Genomic DNA, 22,421 nt, shown 5'->3' with positions numbered 1-22,421 from the left:
TTAGAAGGATAGGACACGTATCAAGGAAACGGGCTGGGTCACCCCAGCCCGCCAGGCAGGATCAGCTTTGGCAGAATCGAATGCGATTGCCGAAGGGGTCATGGACTTCCAACACTTGCCCCCAACCTTGCTGAACGATATCTGGCCGTCCGTAACCGTAGCGTTTGCCCTGTAATTCGTCACGCAACAGTTCGATATTGTGCATCGGGACAAATATCGTCGATCCCGGGCTCGCATCGCCATGATGTTCGGAAAGATGGAGCTGCAGACCGTTTCGGCTGATGCCCAAGTACAGCGGCAGATCTGCTTCGAAGCGGTGCTCGAATTCGACGCTGAAGCCTAGAAAATCAAGGTAGAACTCGCGCGCCTTGGTTTCGTCAAACATCCGCAGTATCGGGATGGCTCTGTCGAAGGTAATGGCGGGTTGATCAAGTTCCTGGGGAAGCGTCGCAGACGCTGTGTTCCAGTCCTTGTAGCCCAGTTGATGCGCGACCAGCTCAAGCGCGGTTGAGTGAGACGTCGCTTGATTGCGCCCCTCAAGCGAGGCACGCAGCCTCTTGGCCATCTGCTTGGCTTGTTCGATTGAAAACATCGTTCCTCCTGTAGCCAAGGCATTCTGGTGCTCGCGTTGCCAAACCTCGGCTCTCAAGAGATACGACAGGATTTGGGGGGAGAAGAAATGCTTTCACCTTTCCCTTCGGGAGCGAGCGGCGGGCAGCATCGGCCCGGGACTGATGATACACAGCGGTCAATGAGTGCGGAAGTCAGGAGCAGGTGAACGAGAGAATGGGCTATTTATTCGACATGAGGCGAGGACGCTTTCGTATTTGTCTGTCGTCAAAAAGTACAACACCGGCGCAAGGCCGGTGTTGTGTCAGCAGAGTGCAGCGCCACCCGATCGGGTGCCTTAGAAGCGGTACTTCGCCGAAGCCGTAATGCTACGCGGTGCACCGTATGTCAGGGCGCCGTAGGCATCGAAGATGTCGAAGTACTTCTCGTCGGTGACGTTGTTGGCATTCACCTGGCCCGAGAGGTTTTCGGTGAACTCGTAGCGAGCCATCAGGTTGACCAGGGCATAGGCATCCTGCTGGATTTTTTCGGAGTTGCCGGCCGGGTTGACGGCGTAGGTGTAGATCGAATCCTGCCAGTTAACCCCGCCGCCGATGGTCAGCTTGTTGAACGCCCCTGGCAGGCGGTAGGTGGTAAAGGTGCGCAGCAACTTGGTCGGGTACAGCGTGTTGACGTCGTCGCCGTTTGCATCTTCGGCCGTGAACTGGGTGTAACCCACCGATGCATTCCAGTCCGTTGCGAGCTCGCCGGAAACTTCCAGCTCGAAACCCTTGCTGGTCGCGCCTTCACTCGCCTCGTAGGCGAAGCCGCCGACCGGGTTTGAAGGATCGATCAGCGCGCCAGTGTTCTGGCCCAGGTTGTCTTGTTTGATCTGGAAAACCGCTGCGGAGGCGTTCAAGCGGCCGCCGAAGTACTCACCCTTCAGGCCCAATTCAGTGCTCTCGCCAACGATCGGTTCCAATGCCTGGCCACTGCGGTCGCGTACCGATTGCGGCAGGAAAATTTCTGTGTAGCTGGCATAAGCCGAAAGGTTGTCGGTGAGGTCGTAGACAATACCTGCATAGGGTGTCAGCTCATGATCGACATCGATCTTGCTCACTTCCGAGAAGACGTCATCACTGGTCTTCTCGTACCAGCTTTCACGCGCGCCAAGGATCACTTTCAAATCGTCGGTCACGTTCAGGCGGGTTGCCGCGTACAGGCCCTTCTGGCGGGTCTCGCTGTAACCGTAGTCGGTCCTCGGGCCCCATACCGGTTCTGCGAAATTACCGTTGTAGGAATCGAAATCGGCGACACCGCCAAAGCCTGTTTGCGCGTCGAGTGAATCGGTGTCGAACTTCTGCTTGCTGTCCACATAGCCGAAGGCCAATTCGTGCTCGCGACCCAGGAACGAGAACGGGCCATTGAAGCGGATGCCGTAGTCGTCCTGGGTGGTCTCGGTCTTGTAGGTCGCCGGGAACGAAGACATCGCGGAGCTGCCGTTTCTGCCTGGATTGCCGGACAGGTACAGCAGGGAGGAGTCGCCGGTGCGTTCGCCACGGTTGTAGCTCAGATTGACTTGCCAGTCGTTGGCAAAGGTGTGATCAAGATTGACGAAGTAAGTCTCGTAGGTCGTGTCCCACTTGCTCCATTTGGCGGAGGTCGACTTCGAGCGGCTCCAGTTGGTGCGGCCGCCGTCTGCGTACCAGACTGGCAGGCCACCCCACATCGGCGAGTCGGCGTTGCTTTCTTGCCGGCTCAAGCCGAACCAGAGCGTGGTGTCGGGCGTCAGGTCGATATCCATCGTGCCATAGAGGGTCTGGCGCTTGTTCGAGTTCATATCGATCCACGTGTCGCCCTCGTTGGTCTCCCCGACCAGCCGCGCGCGAACGGTGCCTTCCTCGTTCAGCGCCGTGGACACATCAGCCTCGACGCCGTAGGTGTCCCAGGTGCCGGCGCTCAGTTCTACAGATCCCTTCAGGTCTTTACTGTTGGCGCGCTTGCGCACCATGTTGATGGAGGCGGATGGATCGCCGGCACCGGTCATCAGACCGTTGGCGCCGCGTACTACTTCGACGCGGTCATACATGGCCAGGCTGCTGAAAATTTCCCCCGAACTCCATGGCTGCTCGTAGATGGTGGGCACGCCATCGATCATCAGCGAGTTGAGCTCAAACCCTCGGGCGTTGAACTGCGCCCGGCTGGTCTCGTAGCGGTTGACCGACACACCGGTGGCATTGTTGACCACGTCGAGGATCGTATGCAGATCCTGGTCCTGTATGCGTTGCTGGGTGATGACGCTGACCGACTGCGGCGTCTCCCGCAGCGACATGCTCAACGGCGTGGCCGTGCGTGCAGCCTCAGTCGTGTAAGAGTTGGTGTCTTCGGTGACGGCACTGCGTTCGCGAATGGCCGTCTCAGTGATCGCGATAGGGGCCAAGGTCACAGAGCTTCCAGTCTCCGTCTGCTCAGTCTGTTCCGCCGCCTGCAAGGAGGGCGCAGTGATGGCGATACCGGCTGCCAGCATGTGCACTGCGAGCGCCAGGGGGCGCAGGGTCGAAGGCATGCGCGGCGTCACGGAGGTTTGTGTACACAGGGAGATGGGGGCGGTCATGCGAACACTCATTTGATTTTGCTGTTATTGAGAATCCGTATCATACGCAATGGAAATTGATTCTGGAATAGGATTTATACTCATTTGAGATGGTTTATCAAATGAGATGTGTCCAGCGCATTGCGTGCACGCCTGGAGCGAGGCTGCATCGGCCGTTGACACAGGCTTGATCATGACGGAGGCAGCAATCGATCCGAGGCAGAGTCACCCCGGACCGATACGCTGCCCAAAAAGCGGGGACGTGTTTGGCGCGTCAAGACAGGCGCGATTCGCCTGTCGGGCTGCTCAGGTACACGGTTTTCACACCGATGCGCGAGAACACCAGCCACACAAACAGCAGCACACTGCAACCGATGAGGAGCGAGGCGACGCCAATCAACGGCTCGACTGACGGGAAGCCCTTGAGCCGCAGCGTCAGCGCGCCGAGCATCAGCGGGACGCCAACGTTGTATATCCAGAACTGCGCTGCGGCCACGCGCCCTTCGGTGATGGACGGGTGGGCTGTGCCGATGATGCCGAACAGGGCCATCGACACCCATCCCAACAGATTGATATGGGCATGTACCGCGAAGAGCGAATGATCGCCGGAAGCGCCCATTGCCACGCCCAGCATCACGCCAATGGCAAAGTAGAGGGCAGCGAGCCGAAACCAGGTCCGGGAACGGGGGGTGTGATTCATGGCATTCACCTCATGCGCCCTGGGGCGCGTTCAGTTGCTCAAACAATTGATTTGAAGTCGTCAGGCGCTCCTGCGTGCGACTTCTTGTGGGTTGGATATCGAGTGTCTATTATGAGACTCGTGTCTCACGACAAGACAGGATCTCATTTACTCCATGCTAATTTCCAAGTCAAGCCCGTCCAGCGGAGACGGCGATCAGGGCCGCGACAACCAGAAGCGCCGCACGCGTCAGGCGCTGATCGATGCCGCTATCGCCTTGCGCGACGAGGGCCATAACCCGACGGTTGCGCAAGTGGCCGAGCGGGCGATGGTGTCGCGCGCCACGGCGTATCGCTACTTTCCCTCGACGGAGGCGTTGATCAGCGAGACGGCGGCAGACCGAGACATGACGCCGCTGGAGCAGATCTGGCGGCCGGGGGACGATCCGGTAAAGGGCATTGGTCTGGCGGCGAACGCGCTGAACAAACTGTTGATCGACGACGAGATTGGTCTGCACGTGATGGAACGTTCGTTCATGACGGTGTGGCTCGAAAACGAATCCCGTGAGGCACTGCGACCAGGCCGACGCATGAGCTACATCGAGCCGATTGTCGACTCGCTGAAGGACGTGCTTTCACCTCGGGCGCGAAAGCGATTGAAGCAGGCGCTGTCGATCGTCATGGGCACCGAGGCGTTGATCGCCGTGCGCGATATCAGCCGCGCGAGCGTCGCAGAATCACTCGACGCCGCCGCTTGGGCGGCTCGGGCGCTGGTGCGTCAGGCACTGGCGGAGGATGAAGAGGCACGACGAAAACGCAACGCTTCGAGCGCGCGGTCTTCGGCTCCTTGACACTGCATATCCCTAAACTGCCTGTGATCCGGGCTGATACCGATCAAACGTAAAGACGGCGGCGTCTCGCTGGTCAATAGAAAACCGCAACCATAATTCGCCACAGCCTCCAAGGACGGTACTTTGACTCACGTCAACACCTGCGCGTCTCAAACATCCACCATCGTGTCGCCCTTGGTTTGGTTGTCGGTATTGGCAAGCGTGCTCATCGCCGGCTGTTCCAGTCCGCCTCCACCGGTCACCCCGGTCTACCGCGATCTCTGCCTGGAGGCTGGCCCTGTCAACAGCGCGGCCTACGATACGTGTGTGCAAGATCGGGATCGACAAAGCCTTGGCATACAAAGCACTTTTCGAAGATCTCGGGCCCTCTTTCCGGCACAGACACCCGAAGCACCGATGCTTTCATCGCTCGGGCACAGGCCGCCTTGGCACCGACCGGGCCATATCCTGTCGAGTTGAGCGCAGGCAAAGAACCCGCGTGGCGCGCCGACGAGCTCATGGGAGATAACCTGCATCGGGAAATCCGGATCACGCCAAAACGGTGCGTGGAGTGATGTAAACCTGGGTGCAAACCGGTGGTAACGCCCGCCCAATACGACAATGGGCAGGCCCGTGCAACGCAGCTTCAGCGTAATTCGATCAGACGATCAGGCGATCGTTTCAAGCCTCGCTGATCTTGCTGACGCTGGTGACCTGACCATTCCAGACCATCTCGTAATGCGCTGTTTGAATGATTGATAGAACCGGCTTGGGCGTCATCAGCGCCCAGCAATAACTGCCTTGCATCCGCACCGAGTGGTAACGAATCCCTGGACAGCGCGCCTCTTTGACGGACCTGCCCAAGCGCCTCGAGTGTGTGTAGTCGTCAGGGTCATAAACCGGATCAGTCAGCGCAATGGCAGCAGCGTCTTTCATTGCCACATCCACGAAGGCGCAGGACAACCCCCGGAACACAAACCGCTCATAATTGAGGCTCGGCACATTTGACCAATAAAGACTCTGGTGATGCCGAACCTCGGCCAATGCCGTGTCCATGGAGTCCGCCAGGTACAACACCCCAAAACGACCATCGCTGAACCGCGAACCCGCCGGGTTGACGTGGGTAAACGGCGCCGTCGCATAAGAGCAGCCAGGGATGCCGAACGGGATTTGATCCCGCGCAATCAACTCAAGATGACCCACTTCATTTTTCAGCCGGGGATTGGTCAGCGCCTGAATCTGATACAGCACCTCAAACTCGTCCGCATCCGCCACGTCATCAAACATCGCAATCGGTGGAAACTTCGAATTGACCAGTCGATAAGCCTGCAGCTGTTCGCCAGCCAGTGCTGCCAGTTCGCTCACCGTCACCATTGCGCACCACGCAGCACGTCAATGCGCTTGAAGGTTTCATACAAGGAAATCATGTCGCCCTGAGCCATGATCTCCAGCGGACTGCGCCCATTGAAAAACTCGTTGTGGTTGGCCATCGACGGGAAGCCGTAGACGTTGTCCGGGTTATCGAAGACCAGGCGCAATGCGGCGTGGATGTTGAGCACGAAGCTGATGCGCTGCATCTGGTCCGAATCGAGCGTCACGGACCATGCGGGATCGCGCTGCCGGGCGCGGGTGTAGGTGCTGCGGGAAATGCGCAGGATGCGACAGGCCTGATCGCTGGAGGCGCTCCACTTTTCGAGGATGCCGACGGCAGCGCGCAGGCCTGTTACGCATTGGGCTTTGGTAAAGGCTTGTTCCTGGAGGGGGACTGCCATATTCAATAGCTCTTTCTGAATCTGTAGATTCGAAGATAGGTTTAATGAATCTATAGAGCAAGTCTGCTTCGACCAATGGACATTGAAGTCATTGTTATCGGTTAAATACTTTTGGCGACGCGAAGGGAACCAATCTCCTCAATAACGACTAAATTTTAACGAGGGATATTTCCCCCTTACTGAAGGAACGACCCAATGTTCACATCACGCTCATTGATTGCCGCTGTCACAAGTCTTGCACTGGTCTGCGGCTCGGCAACGGCATTGGCCGATCCGGGTAATGGAAAGGGCCAGGGGAACGGCAAGGGAAACCCGCAAAACGGCCAGGCCCATGGCAACCAGGGAGGCCAGGCCGGCCAAGGCAAAAACGCCGGGGGCGGCGAATGGGGTCATGGCCCGAGTATCAATCACAACAGTATTCTGGGGATTGTCGGCGGCTATCGGGACTACTGGAGCCCCGGCCCTGCGTTGCCACCGGGTATCCAAAAGAACCTCGCGCGCGGTAAGCCGCTGCCTCCCGGCATTGCCAAAAAACTGGATGGCCGCCTGGTTGGCAGGCTGCCTCATTACGACGGATACGAATGGCAGCAAGCGGGGACCGATTTGATCTTGGTGGCGCTGGCCACCGGGCTGATTTATGAAGTGTTGAACGGTGCGTTTGATTAGCGCTTGAGTGGCGAATGCGATTGGAATCCACTCACAAAAGCCTCGTGATTCATTCCAGGCTCTGATGCTGATCAGAGCCCGCATCCATTGCAGTCCGTCCGTCGCAGGGCCAGGAACCGAAATGGGATTCTTGCGTCCTATGGCATGCGATATCAACCTACGGAAGCCACCATGCTTTTAAAGAACAAGAGTCTTTTTGCTGTCATGTCCTGCGCCCTGATGCTTGCGGCTGCGCCATTGCTCCCCGTTGACCTGTCCGTCATGAACTCCGCCTATGCGAAAGAGGGTGGTGGTGGTGGTGGTGGTGGTGGTGGCGGCGGCGGTGGCAATGGAGGAGGTGGTGGTAACGGCGGTGGCAATGGAGGTGGCCATGGCGGTGGCACGGGTGGTGGTCACAGCGGGTCCGGTCACGCCGGCAACGCTGACAGCAGTGGCCGTGGAAAGGGACTGTCCAGCGATCATGCCGGCAAGGCCGTTCGCGACCGTGGTGAAAGCGGAAACCACTATGGCAGTGAACGCAACGGTGATCGCAGTAAAGGCTCAACGACTTCAGGCATCGCCCAATCCAGAGATACGCGCGGCGTCACCAAAGCCGGTGCGATTTCGACCTCGACTCCAGGCGATCACAACGCGAAAGGGTTGAGTAACGCGGCTTCCTCGGGATCAAAAAACCCGTACTGACCCGCGAGGCTGAATCGGTCTGCTGCCTGGCCGGGCGTTGAAGCCGTATCGGTTGATGTAAGCGACTACACCGAAAAAAAACGGGCGCCTTTACGGTGCCCGTTTTCAGTTGTGCCGCTGCTTGAGCGCCGATCAAGCAGCAACCGGCATAAGCTGCAATCCCGGACACTTCTTTTGCCTGCACTATTCCTCCACGATGATCCCCGATCCCCCTGACTCGCCGGGAACATCCTTCAGCTTCGGCAATCCATCCTTGAGCCGCAGCACCGTCTCCTGATAGTGCACGTGGACAGCCGGCGAGTACGCGAGATCCGGAATGACCGCGGCATACACGTCAATCAGCCCCATCTCGGGGTGGTCCGTAAAGAGGTGCCCGCCACACGTCTTGCACCATTTGCGGTAGCTGCGCGGTGTCTTGTTGTAGGTGCCGATGTTGTCGGCACCCCGAGTCACTTGCACCGCGTCGGGTTTCCACAGCGTGAAGGCATTGACCGGTCCTGCTGACCAATGCCGACACGACTCGCAATGGCAATAGCCCATTGCGGCCGGTTCACCGCTGACGGTGAACTCGACTGCGCCGCAGAAACAACTGCCTTTGTACGACCGTTCAATGCTCATGGCATGACTCCTTTATCAATGGCCGATACAGCACGGATGCCTGTCTTCACTCGTCGATGTAGCGAACCGGTATCGCTGGCGAGCGCCGCACGTGCAGTTCGAAAATGTCAGGGCGCGCGTAATGCCCGGTGACGTCGAGCGCCCGTCGCGCCGGCGCCACGAGTGCGACGTCAATGTCCGCATACAGAATGCCGGCCTCCCGATGCAAGGGGCCGGCCACAATCCGGCCTTGAGGACTGACCACCACCGAGTCGCCATCGTTGATCCATTCGTCCGGATCGGCAAACAGTTGCATACGCGCTGGAAAGTCCTCGGGAATGTCACTGCCGCGCAGCGCGGTGCCGCTGCCGAGCACCCAACAGCGGCCTTCAAGTGCAATGTGCCGCATCGTGCTGATCCAGCCTTCGCCGGTGTCGTAGGTGGGCGCGATATAGATCTCCACCCCTTGGGCATACAGGGAATAGCGCGCCAGCGGCATGTAGTTTTCCCAGCAGATCAGCGCACCGACGCGGCCGACCGGTGTATCGACCGCACGCAACCCGGACGCATCACCGAAGCCATGCACCATGCGTTCCGGATTGGTCGGCATCAGCTTGCGATGGCGGTTGAGCACTGCGCCATCCGCACCGATAACGACTACGCTGTTATAGAGCGTGCCGCCTCCCGTAGATCGGTCGCATTCATTGATGCCACACACAATCGTCACGGCGTGAACCCTGGCGGCTTCGCATAATTCGCCCAGATCACCGTTGGCGATATCGACCGCGTTGGCCAGCAGCCGCGTGTGCAACTGGCCCATGACAGCCCCGTCCTTGCCCGCCGCCAGTCGCCAGATCCACGACGGGTAACCGGGAATGAACGATTCGGGCAAAACGATCAGCGAGGCGCCTGCTGCCGCCGCCTCGGCGACCGATTGCACGGCCCGGGCGATCGTCGCGCTGCGATCGAGCAGCACGGGCGGGCGCTGAATGATGGCTACCTTGGTCATGGCGTTCTCCATTGGCTTTTGGCTTTCGAAGGCTTGAGCGTGCGCGTGGCGAAGGGGCCGGGCTAGTTCAAAAAGTGAAGCGTTGCAGTTGCGGAGTCCAGGCAATGGAAGAGAGCTACGGCCAGTTCTGCACAGTCGCCCGCGGTGCTGAAGCCCTGTGCGAGCGCTGGACACCGTTGGTGGTGCGCGAGCTGCTGTGCGGCAGCAAACGCTTTAACGAACTGCACCGTGGCGTCCCCCGAATGTCCACCAATCTGCTGGCACAACGGCTACGCCATCTGGAAGACATCGGCGTCGTACACCGCACGGCCACCGGCAAAGTCTGGGAGTACAGCCTGACCGCGGCGGGCGAGGAACTGCGCCCCATCATCATGGCGCTGGGGCACTGGGGAGCGCGCTGGATCGGCAGTCGCCTGCGCGATGACCAACTCGACGCCGGCCTGCTGATGTGGGATGTGCGGCGGTTCGTGCGCATTGAGACGTTTCCGTCGCGACCGGTGGTCATCCAGTTCACGTTCCGCGACGCGCGGCCCGGCGAGCAAGCCTGGTGGCTGGTGGTGGAGCAGGGCGTGGCGGATCTATGCCGCGATGACCCGGGCCGCGAGCTGACGCTGGTCGTGGACTCCAGCGTGCGCGCGTTGACCGAAGTATGGGCGGGCGACCGCACACCGCGGGAGGTGCTTGAGTCGCAAGAGCTGCGTGTGGATGGCGCGGTGAAGGACGCGGAAAACCTGTGGCGCTGGCTGGGGACGAGTGCGTTTGCGGGGACCAGGAGGGCGGCAGTCACTCGTTAGCTTGGCGAAATAACCATCAGTGAGCGAGCGGCGCTGGCCGATCTGAGCATGATCTGACCGGCCTCAGTTCCTTATGTTGAAGACTCAGATCAAATCGTGTCGTCAGTCCTCACTGTAGAAACTTTACCCAGCCAGCAACGGCAAGTAACACGAAACAAGTCCAGCCTGAGAGAAGCCAGCGCCAGACGAGCATCCGCGGGACAAAACCCACACCTTTCACAAAGGCCACGCTCATGGCTGCGAATAATGCTGTAGCCAGCGCGTGGTCAGGCTTCCCGTCAGGAGCGGCCATCATGGGAGGATAGAGCGTGCAAGCGAGCATGATTGCTAAAGCGATCACCAAACTCGGCAAATGAAGGTGTGAGGTTGGTTGAGGGTTAGCGACGCGCGGCATCATGACAGCGTCTCGTCGTTGTCGCTCAAGGCTCGGCCAACTTCGTTCTCGCCCCACATCGCGTTCAATATAGCCAGTAGCAATGCAAAACCGACCCCCAGCATCCAGGCGAAATACCACATGTTCATTACTCCTTTGCCGGCACTAATAGGCAGAATGTTCGTTGGCTTTGATCTGTGCAACGGTGACCTTGCCCCGCATGACGCGATACGCCCACGAGGTATAAAGCACAATCAGTGGCATGAAGATCAACGCGGCCCAGAACATGATGGCCAGGCTTAAGTGACTGGCGACGCTGTCCCACACGGTAAGACTTGCCGCAGGCATCGTTGATGACGGCATGACGAACGGAAACATCGATACGCCGGCCGTGCAGATAACACCGATGACTGAAAGCGATGACGCAATAAACGCTGAAAGTGTATGGCGCGCCATCAACAGCACGGCGGCACCTGCTGCGCCGATCAATCCCAGTGCGGGCAGCAGCCACAGCAAAGGATAATGGCCATAGTTGGCCATCCAGGCTCCCGCTTCGCGCACCACGGACTTGCTGAGAATGTCAGGCAGTCCTGCCGTATCAACTACCGATGTAATGCGATAGCCATCAATCCATTGCAGCCAGATGCCGGCAACGATAAATGAACACACCAGCACGATCGCTGCACCCACCCCGCCTTTGATTGCCCTCGCCTGGATAACCCCTTCAGTGCGATGTGCCAGATAAGCACCACCTTGAAGGGTGATCATTGCGCTGCTTACAACGCCGGTGAGCAACGCGAAGGGGTTGAGCAGTTGCCAGAAGCTGCCGGTGTAGGTCGAAACCAGCAGGTCGTTAAAGTGGAACGGCACACCTTGCAGCAGGTTGCCAAACGCAATCCCGAAGACCAGAGGCGGCACTGCTCCACCCACAAAGAGTCCCCAGTCCCAAGTACTGCGCCAGGTGGAGTTGTGGATCTTGCTGCGATAGTCAAAACCCACCGGGCGGAAGAACAGCGCCCAGAGGACCAGAATCATCGCCCAGTAGAATCCGCTGAATGCGGTGGCATACACCACAGGCCACGCCGCAAACAATGCGCCACCCGCAGTAATGAACCAGACCTGATTCCCATCCCAATGCGGACCGACGGTATTGATAACGACGCGCCGCTCCATGTCATTGCGGCCGACAAAGGGCAGCAGCGTGCCGACCCCCATGTCGTGGCCATCCATGATGGCGAAGCCGATCAGCAATACACCGACCAGCGCCCACCAGATAATTTTCAGGGTGAAGTAATCAAGCATGGTGGAGTTCCTTCAAATGGGCATCGTGTACATAACGGCCAGTTCCGAGGCTGCCAGGACCTTGACGGGCAAACTTGACCATCAGGAACATTTCAACCACCAGCAGCACGGTGTAGAAAACGATGAATCCCGCCAGCGAGCCATAGAGGTTGTTGACGCTAAGCGTGGATACGCTCATGTGGGTCGGCAGCACGCCGTAAATGGTCCAGGGCTGGCGGCCGTATTCAGCGACGAACCAGCCCAGCTCGCAGGCAATCCATGGCGCAGGCAGCATGCAGAGCGCCCAACGCAGTAACCAGCGGCGTCGTGTGCAGGTCGACTTCAAGGTGCTCCAAAAGGCAAGTCCGAAGAGCACAAGCATGGCAAAACCTAGCGCGACCATGATCCGGAACCCCCAGAACATGGGTGTCACGCGCGGTACGGTATCGTTTACGGCCTTTTCGATAATGGCCGGCGTGGCCTGGTTGACGTCCTCGACATACTTCTTGAGCAACAGGCCAAAGCCCAGATCGGTTTTGTATTCATCGAATGTCTTCAGAGCTGCCGAATCGGTGCGATTGGCTCTGACGGCTTCAAGGGCATTGACGGCGGTAATTCCTCGGAGAATACGAGCGCGGTTCTTTTCTTTGATCTCATGAATGCCTGGAATCTGCTTGCTGACTGATCGTGTGCCAATCAGGCCCATCAGCCACGGCACTTCAACTTCCCAGTTATTTTTGGACTCGGCTTCATTAATACTGGCCACCAATGTCAGGCCCGCCGGAGCAGGCTTCGTTTCCCACATGGCCTCCATGGCTGCCATCTTGGTTTGCTGCGCCTCACCCACCGTGTAACCCGACTCGTCACCCAACACGATCACGCTCAGCACTGATGCGAGACCAAAGGCCGCCGCCACCCGGAAACTGCGTTTGGCAAACTCGACATCACGGTTCTTGAGCAAATACCAACTGGAAATCGACAGCACAAACATCGAACCGGTGACGTAGCCGGCTGAGACGGTGTGCACAAACTTGGCCTGTGCTACCGGATTGAAAACCACTGCCCAAAAATCAACCATCTCCATGCGCATGGTGATGTAACTGAATTCTGAACCCACCGGGTTCTGCATCCAGCCATTGGCGATCAGAATCCACAAGGCTGAAAGGTTTGTACCAATCGCCATCAGCAGCGTGACCAGCAAGTGGTGCTCTTTCTTCAGACGATCCCAACCAAAAAAGAACAGGCCGATCATGGTCGATTCAAGAAAGAACGCCATCATGCCCTCGATCGCCAGTGGGGCTCCGAAGATGTCGCCGACGTAATGCGAGTAATACGCCCAGTTGGTACCGAACTGGAATTCCAGGGTGATGCCCGTAGTCACCCCCAAGGCGAAGTTGATGCCGAACAACTTGCCCCAGAAGCGCGTCATGTCTTTCCAGATAACATTACCGGTCATCACATAGACACTTTCCATGATGACCAGCAGCCAGACCATGCCAACCGTGAGCGGTACAAAAAGAAAGTGATAAAGCGCTGTGGCTGCAAACTGCAGCCGAGACAAATCCACCAGGTGTTCTGAAATCACTTGCTTGCCCCTTGAGTCGAGGTGGGTACACCGAAACGGTTTCCGATGGTGTTCGAGTCGACACTGACGTGCGAATCCCGGATGAACAGCCACCACAGCACTGTCAGCACCAGTAGCTTGATCACTACTGCTGTGAGCAGATGGCGTCGCAGTCGTTTGTCGGAAATGGTCATGACTATGCAGTTAGCACACGGCATGCCAAGGGGGGGGAAGTAAGTTTTTATCGTTTTAAAACAGACGCTTAGATGATAATCCAGCGATGCGTGAAATGTGTTGGCAGGTCAGTGCGCTGCCAATCTGCCACGGTTGGCAGTCATTGGCAGTCTTACGGTGTGAGCACTCACTACTACGCCAAACCTTGTTCTTTCAATCGTCTGTACAAAGTACGTTCGCTAATTCCAAGGTGCTTGGCCAGTTCAGCGCGGGTACCTTTGAACGTAGCCAGTTCCTGTACCAGCGAGCTGCCATCGAAAGCAGTTGAAGTAGAGGCCTGAGCAGATGCCACCACGGATACCTGAGGCAAATGTATGGAGCGAATCACACCATCGTCAGCAAACAGACTGGCTCTTTCCAGAACATTGCGTAACTCACGGATATTGCCGGGCCAGGAAAACCGCTGCAATTGCGTCAGCGCATCAGCGTCTATTGTCAGTCGGCGCTTGCCTGAACCGGCGCGTTGCAGAAATGAATTCACCAGCAACCCAATGTCTTCAATTCGGTCGCGCAAGGGAGGTAACTGAATGGGAAAGGCGCTGATGCGGTAGTACAGGTCCTGCCTGAACTCACCTTTCTCCATCATTTTTTCCAGTGGTTTGTGGGTCGCCGCTATTAATCTGAAGTTAGCGTGAAGGGTCTCGACACCCCCGACACGGCGATAGGTGCCCGATTCGATCAGGCGCAACAGTTTCACCTGCATCGCCAGCGGAACATCGCCAATCTCATCGAGAAACAACGTGCCGCCCTGGGCCGTTTCAACCAGGCCAGGCTTACGCATGGTGGCACCGGTGAATGCTCCTTTTTCATGGCCGAACAACTCGCTCTCAAATAACGTTTCAGTCAAGCCAGAGCAATCAACGACGACAAAGGGTCCAGTGGCCCGCTCGCTGGTTTCATGTACGGCGCGGGCGAACAGTTCTTTGCCCGTACCGGACTCACCGAGCAGCAGCACCGGCAGCATTGAGGGTGCCACCCGCTGCAGCTCCGACAGGGCACGGTTAAAGGCGGGTGAACGGCCGACCAACCCTTCGTTGCTGGGCCGCGCTGATGCGCTGCGAACCAGTGTCAGACGCTCCACATAGGCAGTAATAACACCGTGCTCATCTAGAATCGGGCGCAATTCGACGTCGACATGCTCAGGACCGCGAGGCGTGTGGTGAATGTGCAAAACACGATCCGGTCCGCGCATTTCCTGCGCCTTTTTCATCGGACAGTTCTCACCCGCCTGATCACAGGGGACATCGTAATGGTGTGAGATTTGATAACACTTATGGCCGATAAAGGGCTTGTCAGCGCTGCCAAACTGCCGCTGATAGGCCGTGTTGGCAGCCAGAATGTTGTAGTCCGGATCGAGCACGATCATCGGCTGGGGTTCGTACTCAAGAAACGAAACAAGTGACTGAACTTGATCCGAGTGCGGGAGTGAGTGGGGTGGGGCGGGCAGGATAATCTTCATCGTGGCTCCTGAGAATCCATCCATCCTGTTGTGGCACTGCCACCTCTGTCAACAAGCACTGCCAATGGCAGTAAATCCAGGTGAATGTAGAAAAACTCAAACCATGCTGAAAAAAATAAACTTAATAAAATCAAATAGGTAGGAGCATATATTTGTGCGGGTAGGGCTTGGCAGACTTATTGCTATATCTGCCTCAATGTGAGCGGCTTGGTAAAAGCCCCCTAAGGAGACAGGCCAATGAGTGTAAAACTTCACGTCGAAGGATTCTTCGATTCTGCTACCAATACCGTCAGCTATCTTGTGCTGGATGAGGCGACTCACCACTGCGCTTTGATCGACAGCGTACTTGATTACGACCCTAAGTCCGGCCACACCAGCACAACGTCTGCCGACAAGTTGATTGCGAGGGTGAAGGAACTCAATGCGAAGGTCGACTGGATTCTTGAGACTCACGTCCACGCAGACCACCTGACGGCCGCGCCCTACCTGAAGGAAAAGCTCGGTGGGAAAACCGGGATCGGCAGTCAGATTTCTACGGTGCAGGAGGTGTTCGGCACGCTGTTCAATACAGGTCGCGATATGGCCCGCGATGGAAGCCAGTTCGATCACCTGTTCGTCAATGACGAGCCGTTTGCCATTGGCACGCTGCAATGCCACGCGCTCCATACACCCGGCCATACACCCGCCTGTATGACGTATGTCATCAGCGATGGGATCGAAACGGCTGCCTTCGTTGGCGATACCTTGTTTATGCCCGACTACGGTACTGCACGCTGTGACTTTCCCGGCGGCAATGCGCGCACGTTGTTCCAGTCAATCAACAAGGTGCTGAGTCTGCCGGCCAATACCTTGCTGTACATGTGTCACGACTACCAGCCGGGTGGCCGCGAGGTGCAGTTCGTCAGCACCGTTGCAGACCAGCGCGCGCACAACGTTCATGTGCGTAATGGCATCAGCGAAGAGGAGTTTGTGGCGATGCGCACAAAGCGTGATGCATCGTTGGAAATGCCGACACTGATCCTGCCATCGGTTCAGGTCAACATGCGAGCAGGGCACTTGCCCGAGCCTGAAGCGAACGGAACGCGCTACCTGAAAATCCCGCTCAACGTCGCCTGACGTTGCCTTTCCCAGAAAACGCATAAGAAAAATACCCATAACGGAGATCCTTATGGACATTCGCCACCTTGCGCCCGGACTGTCGGTATCAGAACAGATTTTCCCCAACCAATTGGCTGAACTCAAAGAAGCCGGTTTTCGCACCGTCGTGTGTAACCGTCCCGATGGCGAAGGCAGTGATCAGCCCTTGTTTGCCGAAATCAAACGAGCCGCCGAAGCGGCCGGCATCGAGGCGCACTACCTCCCCGCTGAGTCAGGCAAAGTCACTGACGAGCAAGGTATTGCCTTCGGCAAGCTCCTTGAAACACTGCCAAAGCCGGTGTTGGCCTATTGCCGTTCCGGCATGCGCTCGACAACGATGTGGGCACTGTCACAAGCGGGCCAGCAACCCCTGCCACAGATCGTCGAGACCGCCAAAAAAGCCGGGTTCGATATGAAAGGCGTCATTCGCCGGATCGCGAATCAGGGGCGCACGCCGGTCGAAGTGGCCGAGGCGCAGCATACCGTGGTCATCATCGGGGGCGGTGCGGCAGGTATCGCGACCGCTTCCAGTTTGCTGGCACGAGAACCCGGACTCGACGTTGCCATCATCGACCCGGCCGATGTGCACTACTACCAGCCTGGCTGGACACTTGTCGGCTGTGGAGTCTTCGATGCGCCACAAACTGCCCGAACGATGGGCACGACCATCCCTCGCGGTGTGCATTGGATCAAGTCGGCGGTCGCCGCTTTCGAACCCGAGAGAAATGCCGTCATTCTTGATGGGTGCAGAGTCGTCAAATACGAGCAACTGATCGTGTGCCCTGGTCTCAAGCTCAATTGGCATGCAATCGAAGGTTTGTCGGACACCCTTGGCCGCAACGGCGTGACTTCAAACTACCTGTATCAGCTTGCCCCCTATACGTGGGAACTGGTGCAGCAACTGCGTGGTGGCCGAGCCATTTTCACGCAACCGCCCATGCCGATCAAATGTGCCGGGGCGCCGCAAAAAGCCATGTACTTATCTGCCGATCATTGGAAACGTACCGGTGTATTGGACAAAGTCGAGATCGAGTTTTGCAGCGCCGGCGCGGTGCTGTTCGGAGTTCCCGACTACGTGCCCGCACTCATGGAATACATCAAGGCCTATGGTATCGACCTGAATTTCGGCAACACACTCACCAGCGTGAATGGGCCTGCACGGACTGCAACGTTCAACTGCGTCAACCCGGATGGCAGCGCCCATCTTGTTACGCGCGACTTCGATCTACTTCATGTGGTGCCACCGCAGATTGCACCCGATTTCATTCGCGTCAGCCCTCTCGCTGACGCGGCGGGCTGGATTGATGTCGACCCAGCCACTCTGCGGCATAAAACCTGGGTCAATATTCACGCGCTGGGCGACGCCACCAACACCAGCAACGCCAAGACCGCGGCTGCAGCACGCAAGCAGGCGCCCGTCGTTGCCCATAATGTGTTGGCCGCAATGGGTAAAGCCAAAGGCAGTGCCCATTACGACGGTTACGGCTCCTGCCCGCTGACGGTTGAACGCGGCAAGATCGTATTGGCTGAGTTCACCTATGGCGGCAAGGTCGCCCCCAGCTTTCCATCCTGGCTGATTGACGGTACCCGGCCATCGAGGCTGGCATGGCTGCTCAAAGAGCGGATTCTTCCACCGCTGTATTGGAAGGGAATGCTAAAGGGCCATGAGTGGATGGCGAAACCTGAGTTGGCTGACGTATGAAATCAGACCTGAAAGCAAGGAGACTGAGATGACCGTCGTCTTACTGCTCGGGCTTACTGTTGGCGTCATTCTGGCGCTGACCGGCGCCGGTGGAGGAATACTGGCTGTTCCGTTACTGGTGTTTGGAGTGGGATTGAGCATGGCCGAGGCAGGGCCAATCGGTTTACTGGCTGTCGGTTTAGCCGCGACCCTGGGTGCCGTAATGGGACTCAAAAACGGCACCGTCCGCTATAAAGCGGCGCTTTTAGTTGCAGGCGCGGGGATCGTCTGTTCTCCACTTGGCCTTTGGCTGGCGCAGCACACGCCTAACCTTCCGTTGACGATCATGTTTGCCTTCGTGCTGATGTACGTTGCGTTCCGGGTCTATCAACGATCGCTCACTCCCTCCACGGAGTCGAAGACCCCCGTCGCATCCAAACCACCGCCTTGTCTATTGGACGTGAACCGAGGAAAGCTTAACTGGACGGGGCCGTGTGCATGGGCACTCACCGTTTCCGGCATTGTCGCGGGCGGGCTTTCCGGCTTGCTCGGCGTGGGCGGTGGCTTTGTGATGGTGCCGGCACTCCAGCGATACACCAATTTGACAGCGCAGTCGGTGCTTGCAACGTCTCTTGCCGTTATTGCGCTGGTTTCCATTTCCGGCGTTGCTGCAAGCTCCGCAGCCGGGCATTTGCAGTGGGCGGTCGCCCTTCCGTTTTCCATTGGCGCATTGGTCGGAATGGTGTGCGGGCGTCTGATCGCTGCACGGCTGGCGGGTCCACACTTACAAAAAGGCTTCGCCGCAGTTTCCATGGTGGTGGCGGTGGCCTTGCTAGTGAAAGCTATTTAGTCATGTGCATACGTCGCCGTGACGCAAAGCAGGTGTTCGATCGCATCGGCAATCCCGCTGCATTGGCAGTCATCCACACCCTCTATCAACCATTTCGTGCCGGAGAATCTTCATGAATGTCGACTGGCTCAACTTCACCCCTTGGTCATCCCTTGCCGGTGGCGCACTGATTGGCTTGGCGGCCAGTCTATTCGTCGTCGCCAACGGGCGTATCGCAGGCATCAGCGGTCTGATCGGCAGTCTTTTACAGCGTGGGAGCGAGGGGGTGAGTGAGAAAGCACTTTTTCTCCTGGGCCTGCTCATCGCACCGATTCTATGGGGCTTGTTCGCCACGCTGCCGCAGATCGAATTCAAAACTGGCTGGTTCGGGCTGATCGTCGCCGGTGTATTGGTGGGCATCGGCACACGATACGGTTCAGGTTGCACCAGTGGCCATGGGGTGTGCGGCATATCGCGCCTTTCGCCGCGATCGATGGTTGCCACTGCGTGCTTCATGTTCAGTGGTTTCGCCACAGTGTTTGTCCTGCGTCATCTTCTGGGAGGTTGGACATGATCAAACTGAGTGCATTCATTGCGGGTCTGCTGTTCGGCTTGGGTCTGCTTCTGGCCGGCATGGCCAACCCGAGCAAAGTACTCGCTTTCCTGGATCTGACCGGTGCCTGGGACCCTTCCTTGGCGTTGGTCATGGTCGGCGCAATCGGCATAGCCATTGGCCCGCTGACCTGGGCACGCCGGCAATCCAGTTCGCTGCTGGGAAAGCCAATGCAGCTACCGATCAAACGTGAGTTGGACCCACGCCTGATTGGCGGGAGCCTGTTGTTTGGCATCGGCTGGGGAATAGCAGGCATTTGTCCTGGCCCCGCAGTGGCCATTCTGCTGACAGGACGCTGGCAAATAATCCTATTCATGTTGGCCATGCTGGCCGGCATGTTGTTGTTTACTGCGCTGGAGACCCGGCGCAACCATTGATCGGGAGATCGCCATGAAAGCGAATGTCGGAACCATTGATCGAACCCTGCGCATTGTCGCCGGTCTGCTTCTCATTGGCCTTAGTCTGTCCGGGGTGATCGGCGTATGGGGCTGGATAGGTTTAGTGCCGCTGGCCACTGGTATTTTCCGTTTCTGCCCTGTCTATACGTTGCTCGGCATCAAATCGTGCCAGTCGACCTGTTCGGACAGCAGAGAACGGCCATAAGAGGTTAGGTCTCGCAGGCCGTGCTTCAAAACCCTCAGATACCTGCTGCCATTATTGCGGGGGAGGGGATGAAGCGGTCTGCCAGACGCCTGGCCTGCTGAGTCGCGGCCTCACGCGCACGCAGGTCAACGTCTTCCCCCAGGATGGTTTTCTCCACAATCACCGAATGCACATCCGTGACGCCGATAAATCTCAGCCAGGCTTCCACGTAGGGCTTCTGAAAGTCGAAGCGCTCCGCCGGTGTGATCGACTGCGCCGAAAAATCCAGGCCGCGGGCGTACATCACCACGGCGCGTTTGTTGTGCAGCATGCCTTCCAGGCCGCGCTCCGGGTCAACGCTGAACAGGATGTCCTTCTGCGATACCAGGTCGATGAAGTGCTTGAGTTTGTACGGGATGCTGAAATTCCACAGCGGTACGGACATCACCAGTACATCCGCGCGGTGCAGGTGCGCAGCCAGTTCTTTCAACGTGTTCCAGGCCTCCTGTTGCGCTGTGGTCAACGGCGTGCCACTGAGCCCGGCGTATTTGGCCTCCATCGCCACATCATCAAATTCCGGCAGCGCCATGCTCCAGAGGTCGAGGGTGACGATTTCAGTGTCCGGGGTGTTTGCTTGATAACGCGCAATGAAACTGCGAGCGACTTCAAGGGAAGCCGAGCGCTGTTTGCGTGGAGAGCATTGAATATGCAAAAGGGTTGTCATGGCACACCTTGAATGATGAGGGCGGGGCAGGTGACGCATTGCAACATAGTTGTATTTGAAATATAAATCGTAAATTCCAACTAGATTAATCACGAATAAAACTATGTTCGACACGTTGCTGCTCAAGACATTTGTTACGGTCGTCGATGAAGACGGCTTCAGCCGTGCCGCCCAGAAGCTGCACCTGACTCAGTCGGCGGTCAGTGGTCATGTGCGGCGATTGGAAGAGCAGATTGGTAAGCCGCTGTTGACGCGTACCACCCGTTCCCAGCAACTGACGGCCGATGGCGAGCGCCTGGTCGCTTACGCACGCACGATCCTCACGCTGAACCGTGATGCCTGGACTGACCTGACACGCACACCGTTTCACGGGCGGTTGCGGATCGGGTTGTCCGAAGATTTTGTCGAGTCTCGATTGCTGCGCACTGTTCAGGATTTCGCGGCGCAGTACCCCGGGATGGAAATCGAGGTGCAGGTGAACATCCCCGGTTCGTTGCTGGCGCTGATGAAGCAAGGGCAACTGGACATGGTCATTGGTTCGTTGTGCGAAACCAGCGAAGCGGGGTTGCTGCTGTGGCAAGAGCCGCTGGTGTGGGCGTGGTCGGCGCAACCCGTCACCCGGTTACCGACGCCGTTGCCGCTGGCCCTGTTCCCCGCGCCGTGCCCTTATCGCGAAGCCGCGCTGACGAGACTGGCGCAGGCCGGAATCGCCCAACGCACGGCAATGTTGTGCAGCAGCACCGCCGGGTTGCGGGCGGCGGCACTGGCAGGCTTCGCGATAGCGCCCATGCCTCTCAGTCAGTTGGGGCAGGGGCTGGCGGTTATCGGGGCTGAACAAGGATTGCCGGCATTGCCGGATGCGCAATGTCGGCTGTTCGCCTCACCTGAAGCGGATCAGGCGATGGTGGCAGCGGTCACTCAGCTCATTGTGGAGTATTGCTCCACGCGCAGGGCTTGATTGGCATGGGCGTAGCGGCATCCATTTGAGTCAGTGATTGCAAGCTTGGATGGGCGCCTGTATCTCCTAAATGCGGGGCATCTGTATCTATCGAGAATCCCACTGGAGCGGTACGGTCCACAGATCCTCTGTCATTGATGAGCCACCCATGGATCTAACGGATGTTCCCTTTGGTACGACCGATTGGTCGACTGTCGAACCTGTCCAGTACGCCGGACAGACGGGCACTGCCTATTGGCGAACCTGCCAGTTTGGTTCGACGCGTGTGCGGATGGTTGAATACAGTCCTGGTTATCTGGCCGATCACTGGTGCTGGAGAGGGCATATCCTGTTGTGCCTGGAAGGCGAGTTGCACACGGAACTGGAGGATGGTCGCCAATTCACGCTTACAGCGGGGATGAGCTATCAGGTGGGCAACAACGCTGAGGGGCATCGATCTTTCAGCACCACAGGCGCGAAGTTGTTTATCGTGGATTGACTCTGGTACCAACCACGAGCGTCCCATTGCAGAGTCAGGTGCTCATCGAAGGACGTTTGTGGCAGCACTGTGCGCCCGTTCTGCCTGTCCAGAGCTTGACGGAGTAAAAACAGAGCGTAAAAAAGCCCGGCATGTCAGGCCGGGCTTCTTGTTGGATGCCGCAGTAAAGCCGTTCATTCAGGCAGCGCGGCTTTCGATCAGACGGTCAGAACCACCTTCAGCGACGCGGTTTTCGATCAGACGGTCAGAACCACCTTCAGCGACGCGGTTTTCGATCAGACGGTCGGAACCACCTTCAGCGACGCGGTTTTCGATCAGACGGTCACAACCACCTTCAGC

At 57.8% G+C, this 22,421-nt stretch carries 26 protein-coding genes and 1 pseudogene; 12 read left to right on the top strand and 15 right to left on the bottom strand.

All coding sequences use genetic code 11. The features are described 5' to 3' along the window. Positions 1-61: 61 nt before the first annotated feature. The 3 genes from QMX98_RS12125 to QMX98_RS12115 form a co-directional block, all read right to left on the bottom strand. The gene (locus QMX98_RS12125; RefSeq protein WP_083377068.1) at positions 62-592 is read right to left on the bottom strand and encodes a glyoxalase superfamily protein; all 531 of its coding nucleotides are present in this window, start codon (positions 590-592) and stop codon (positions 62-64) included. Positions 593-907: 315 nt separating this feature from the next. After that, a complete protein-coding gene (locus tag QMX98_RS12120) occupies positions 908-3,163 on the bottom strand; it encodes a TonB-dependent siderophore receptor (protein ID WP_282410810.1) in 2,256 nt (751 codons plus the stop codon). A 253-nt stretch (positions 3,164-3,416) separates the two neighbouring features. Then, a complete protein-coding gene (locus QMX98_RS12115) occupies positions 3,417-3,842 on the bottom strand; it encodes a hypothetical protein (protein ID WP_145309509.1) in 426 nt (141 codons plus the stop codon). A gap of 154 nt (positions 3,843-3,996) precedes the next feature. Here QMX98_RS12115 and QMX98_RS12110 point away from each other — a divergent pair, with 154 nt between their 5' ends. After that, positions 3,997-4,671 (top strand): TetR/AcrR family transcriptional regulator, encoded by a 675-nt coding sequence (locus QMX98_RS12110; protein ID WP_282410809.1) that lies wholly within the window; start codon positions 3,997-3,999, stop codon positions 4,669-4,671. Between the two features lie 660 nt (positions 4,672-5,331). Here QMX98_RS12110 and QMX98_RS12105 read toward each other — a convergent pair. Beyond that, the gene (locus tag QMX98_RS12105) at positions 5,332-6,024 is read right to left on the bottom strand and encodes an RES family NAD+ phosphorylase (RefSeq protein WP_282410808.1); all 693 of its coding nucleotides are present in this window, start codon (positions 6,022-6,024) and stop codon (positions 5,332-5,334) included. Beyond that, positions 6,018-6,422 (bottom strand): antitoxin Xre-like helix-turn-helix domain-containing protein, encoded by a 405-nt coding sequence (locus QMX98_RS12100; RefSeq protein WP_077750379.1) that lies wholly within the window; start codon positions 6,420-6,422, stop codon positions 6,018-6,020. Before QMX98_RS12100 ends, QMX98_RS12105 begins: the two co-directional genes overlap by 7 nt. Positions 6,423-6,617: 195 nt before the next feature. On the opposite strand from QMX98_RS12100, the gene QMX98_RS12095 reads away from it, so the two are divergent. Together QMX98_RS12095 and QMX98_RS12090 are read left to right on the top strand one after the other, a co-directional pair. After that, positions 6,618-7,088: an anti-virulence regulator CigR family protein gene (locus tag QMX98_RS12095; protein ID WP_145309503.1), complete on the top strand. Its 471-nt coding sequence runs from the start codon at positions 6,618-6,620 to the stop codon at positions 7,086-7,088. A 171-nt stretch (positions 7,089-7,259) separates the two neighbouring features. After that, complete coding sequence (locus QMX98_RS12090; protein WP_282410807.1) at positions 7,260-7,769, top strand: hypothetical protein; 510 nt, start codon at positions 7,260-7,262, stop codon at positions 7,767-7,769. Between the two features lie 183 nt (positions 7,770-7,952). Here the strand turns inward: QMX98_RS12090 and QMX98_RS12085 are convergent, their stop codons facing one another. Then, positions 7,953-8,387 carry a GFA family protein gene (locus QMX98_RS12085; protein WP_169857298.1) on the bottom strand — a complete coding sequence of 145 codons (435 nt, stop codon included), beginning with the start codon at positions 8,385-8,387 and terminating at the stop codon, positions 7,953-7,955. A 46-nt stretch (positions 8,388-8,433) separates the two neighbouring features. Continuing rightward, on the bottom strand, positions 8,434-9,375 hold the full coding sequence (locus QMX98_RS12080; protein WP_154911633.1) for a carbon-nitrogen hydrolase family protein: 942 nt from the start codon (positions 9,373-9,375) through the stop codon (positions 8,434-8,436). A gap of 104 nt (positions 9,376-9,479) precedes the next feature. Here QMX98_RS12080 and QMX98_RS12075 point away from each other — a divergent pair, with 104 nt between their 5' ends. Further along, entirely contained in the window at positions 9,480-10,169 is a 690-nt protein-coding gene (locus tag QMX98_RS12075; protein WP_010459223.1) for a helix-turn-helix domain-containing protein, read from the top strand. 109 nt (positions 10,170-10,278) lie between these two features. Here the strand turns inward: QMX98_RS12075 and QMX98_RS12070 are convergent, their stop codons facing one another. The 6 genes from QMX98_RS12070 to QMX98_RS12050 form a co-directional block, all read right to left on the bottom strand. Then, on the bottom strand, positions 10,279-10,566 hold the full coding sequence (locus QMX98_RS12070) for a cyd operon YbgE family protein (RefSeq protein ID WP_010459225.1): 288 nt from the start codon (positions 10,564-10,566) through the stop codon (positions 10,279-10,281). Continuing rightward, complete coding sequence (cydX, locus tag QMX98_RS12065) at positions 10,563-10,685, bottom strand: cytochrome bd-I oxidase subunit CydX (RefSeq protein ID WP_010459227.1); 123 nt, start codon at positions 10,683-10,685, stop codon at positions 10,563-10,565. The genes QMX98_RS12070 and cydX overlap by 4 nt, the downstream gene beginning before the upstream one ends. A gap of 22 nt (positions 10,686-10,707) precedes the next feature. Then, the gene (gene cydB / locus QMX98_RS12060) at positions 10,708-11,844 is read right to left on the bottom strand and encodes a cytochrome d ubiquinol oxidase subunit II (protein WP_077750452.1); all 1,137 of its coding nucleotides are present in this window, start codon (positions 11,842-11,844) and stop codon (positions 10,708-10,710) included. Then, entirely contained in the window at positions 11,837-13,408 is a 1,572-nt protein-coding gene (locus QMX98_RS12055; RefSeq protein ID WP_010459231.1) for a cytochrome ubiquinol oxidase subunit I, read from the bottom strand. Before QMX98_RS12055 ends, cydB begins: the two co-directional genes overlap by 8 nt. Further along, entirely contained in the window at positions 13,405-13,581 is a 177-nt protein-coding gene (gene cydP / locus QMX98_RS35080) for a cytochrome oxidase putative small subunit CydP (protein ID WP_010459233.1), read from the bottom strand. The genes QMX98_RS12055 and cydP overlap by 4 nt, the downstream gene beginning before the upstream one ends. 173 nt (positions 13,582-13,754) lie before the next feature. Further along, positions 13,755-15,080, bottom strand: a complete 1,326-nt coding sequence (locus QMX98_RS12050) for a sigma 54-interacting transcriptional regulator (RefSeq protein ID WP_042932153.1) — start codon at positions 15,078-15,080, stop codon at positions 13,755-13,757. 237 nt (positions 15,081-15,317) lie between these two features. Here QMX98_RS12050 and QMX98_RS12045 point away from each other — a divergent pair, with 237 nt between their 5' ends. The 6 genes from QMX98_RS12045 (at position 15,318) to QMX98_RS12020 (ending at position 19,943) form a co-directional block, all read left to right on the top strand. Continuing rightward, a complete protein-coding gene (locus QMX98_RS12045) occupies positions 15,318-16,196 on the top strand; it encodes an MBL fold metallo-hydrolase (RefSeq protein WP_282410806.1) in 879 nt (292 codons plus the stop codon). 52 nt (positions 16,197-16,248) lie between these two features. Then, complete coding sequence (locus QMX98_RS12040; protein ID WP_010459240.1) at positions 16,249-17,919, top strand: bifunctional protein tyrosine phosphatase family protein/NAD(P)/FAD-dependent oxidoreductase; 1,671 nt, start codon at positions 16,249-16,251, stop codon at positions 17,917-17,919. Between the two features lie 28 nt (positions 17,920-17,947). After that, positions 17,948-18,748 (top strand): sulfite exporter TauE/SafE family protein, encoded by an 801-nt coding sequence (locus tag QMX98_RS12035; RefSeq protein WP_282410805.1) that lies wholly within the window; start codon positions 17,948-17,950, stop codon positions 18,746-18,748. Positions 18,749-18,860: 112 nt separating this feature from the next. After that, positions 18,861-19,301: a YeeE/YedE family protein gene (locus QMX98_RS12030; RefSeq protein ID WP_010459244.1), complete on the top strand. Its 441-nt coding sequence runs from the start codon at positions 18,861-18,863 to the stop codon at positions 19,299-19,301. Beyond that, entirely contained in the window at positions 19,298-19,717 is a 420-nt protein-coding gene (locus QMX98_RS12025; RefSeq protein ID WP_010459246.1) for a DUF6691 family protein, read from the top strand. Before QMX98_RS12030 ends, QMX98_RS12025 begins: the two co-directional genes overlap by 4 nt. 13 nt (positions 19,718-19,730) lie before the next feature. Further along, positions 19,731-19,943, top strand: a complete 213-nt coding sequence (locus tag QMX98_RS12020) for a DUF2892 domain-containing protein (protein WP_010459248.1) — start codon at positions 19,731-19,733, stop codon at positions 19,941-19,943. A gap of 34 nt (positions 19,944-19,977) precedes the next feature. On the opposite strand, the gene QMX98_RS12015 is transcribed toward QMX98_RS12020, so the two are convergent. Continuing rightward, complete coding sequence (locus tag QMX98_RS12015) at positions 19,978-20,646, bottom strand: NAD(P)H-dependent oxidoreductase (protein WP_169857291.1); 669 nt, start codon at positions 20,644-20,646, stop codon at positions 19,978-19,980. Between the two features lie 103 nt (positions 20,647-20,749). Here QMX98_RS12015 and QMX98_RS12010 point away from each other — a divergent pair, with 103 nt between their 5' ends. Both QMX98_RS12010 and QMX98_RS12005 read left to right on the top strand, forming a co-directional pair. Then, entirely contained in the window at positions 20,750-21,604 is an 855-nt protein-coding gene (locus QMX98_RS12010) for a LysR substrate-binding domain-containing protein (RefSeq protein WP_282410804.1), read from the top strand. 148 nt (positions 21,605-21,752) lie between these two features. Further along, positions 21,753-22,082, top strand: coding sequence for a DHCW motif cupin fold protein (locus QMX98_RS12005; RefSeq protein ID WP_010459253.1), 330 nt, complete (start codon positions 21,753-21,755; stop codon positions 22,080-22,082). A 177-nt stretch (positions 22,083-22,259) separates the two neighbouring features. On the opposite strand, the pseudogene QMX98_RS12000 reads toward QMX98_RS12005, so the two are convergent. Further along, positions 22,260-22,421: pseudogene (locus QMX98_RS12000) on the bottom strand (phage infection protein); the annotation flags it as partial.

Origin of the sequence: Pseudomonas sp. PS02303, assembly GCF_029959925.1 — a bacterium.
GTDB classification, from domain to species: Bacteria; Pseudomonadota; Gammaproteobacteria; order Pseudomonadales; family Pseudomonadaceae; genus Aquipseudomonas; species Aquipseudomonas mandelii.
Note: the sequence above shows the minus strand (reverse complement) of the source record. Positions and strands in the feature narration are given on the sequence as shown.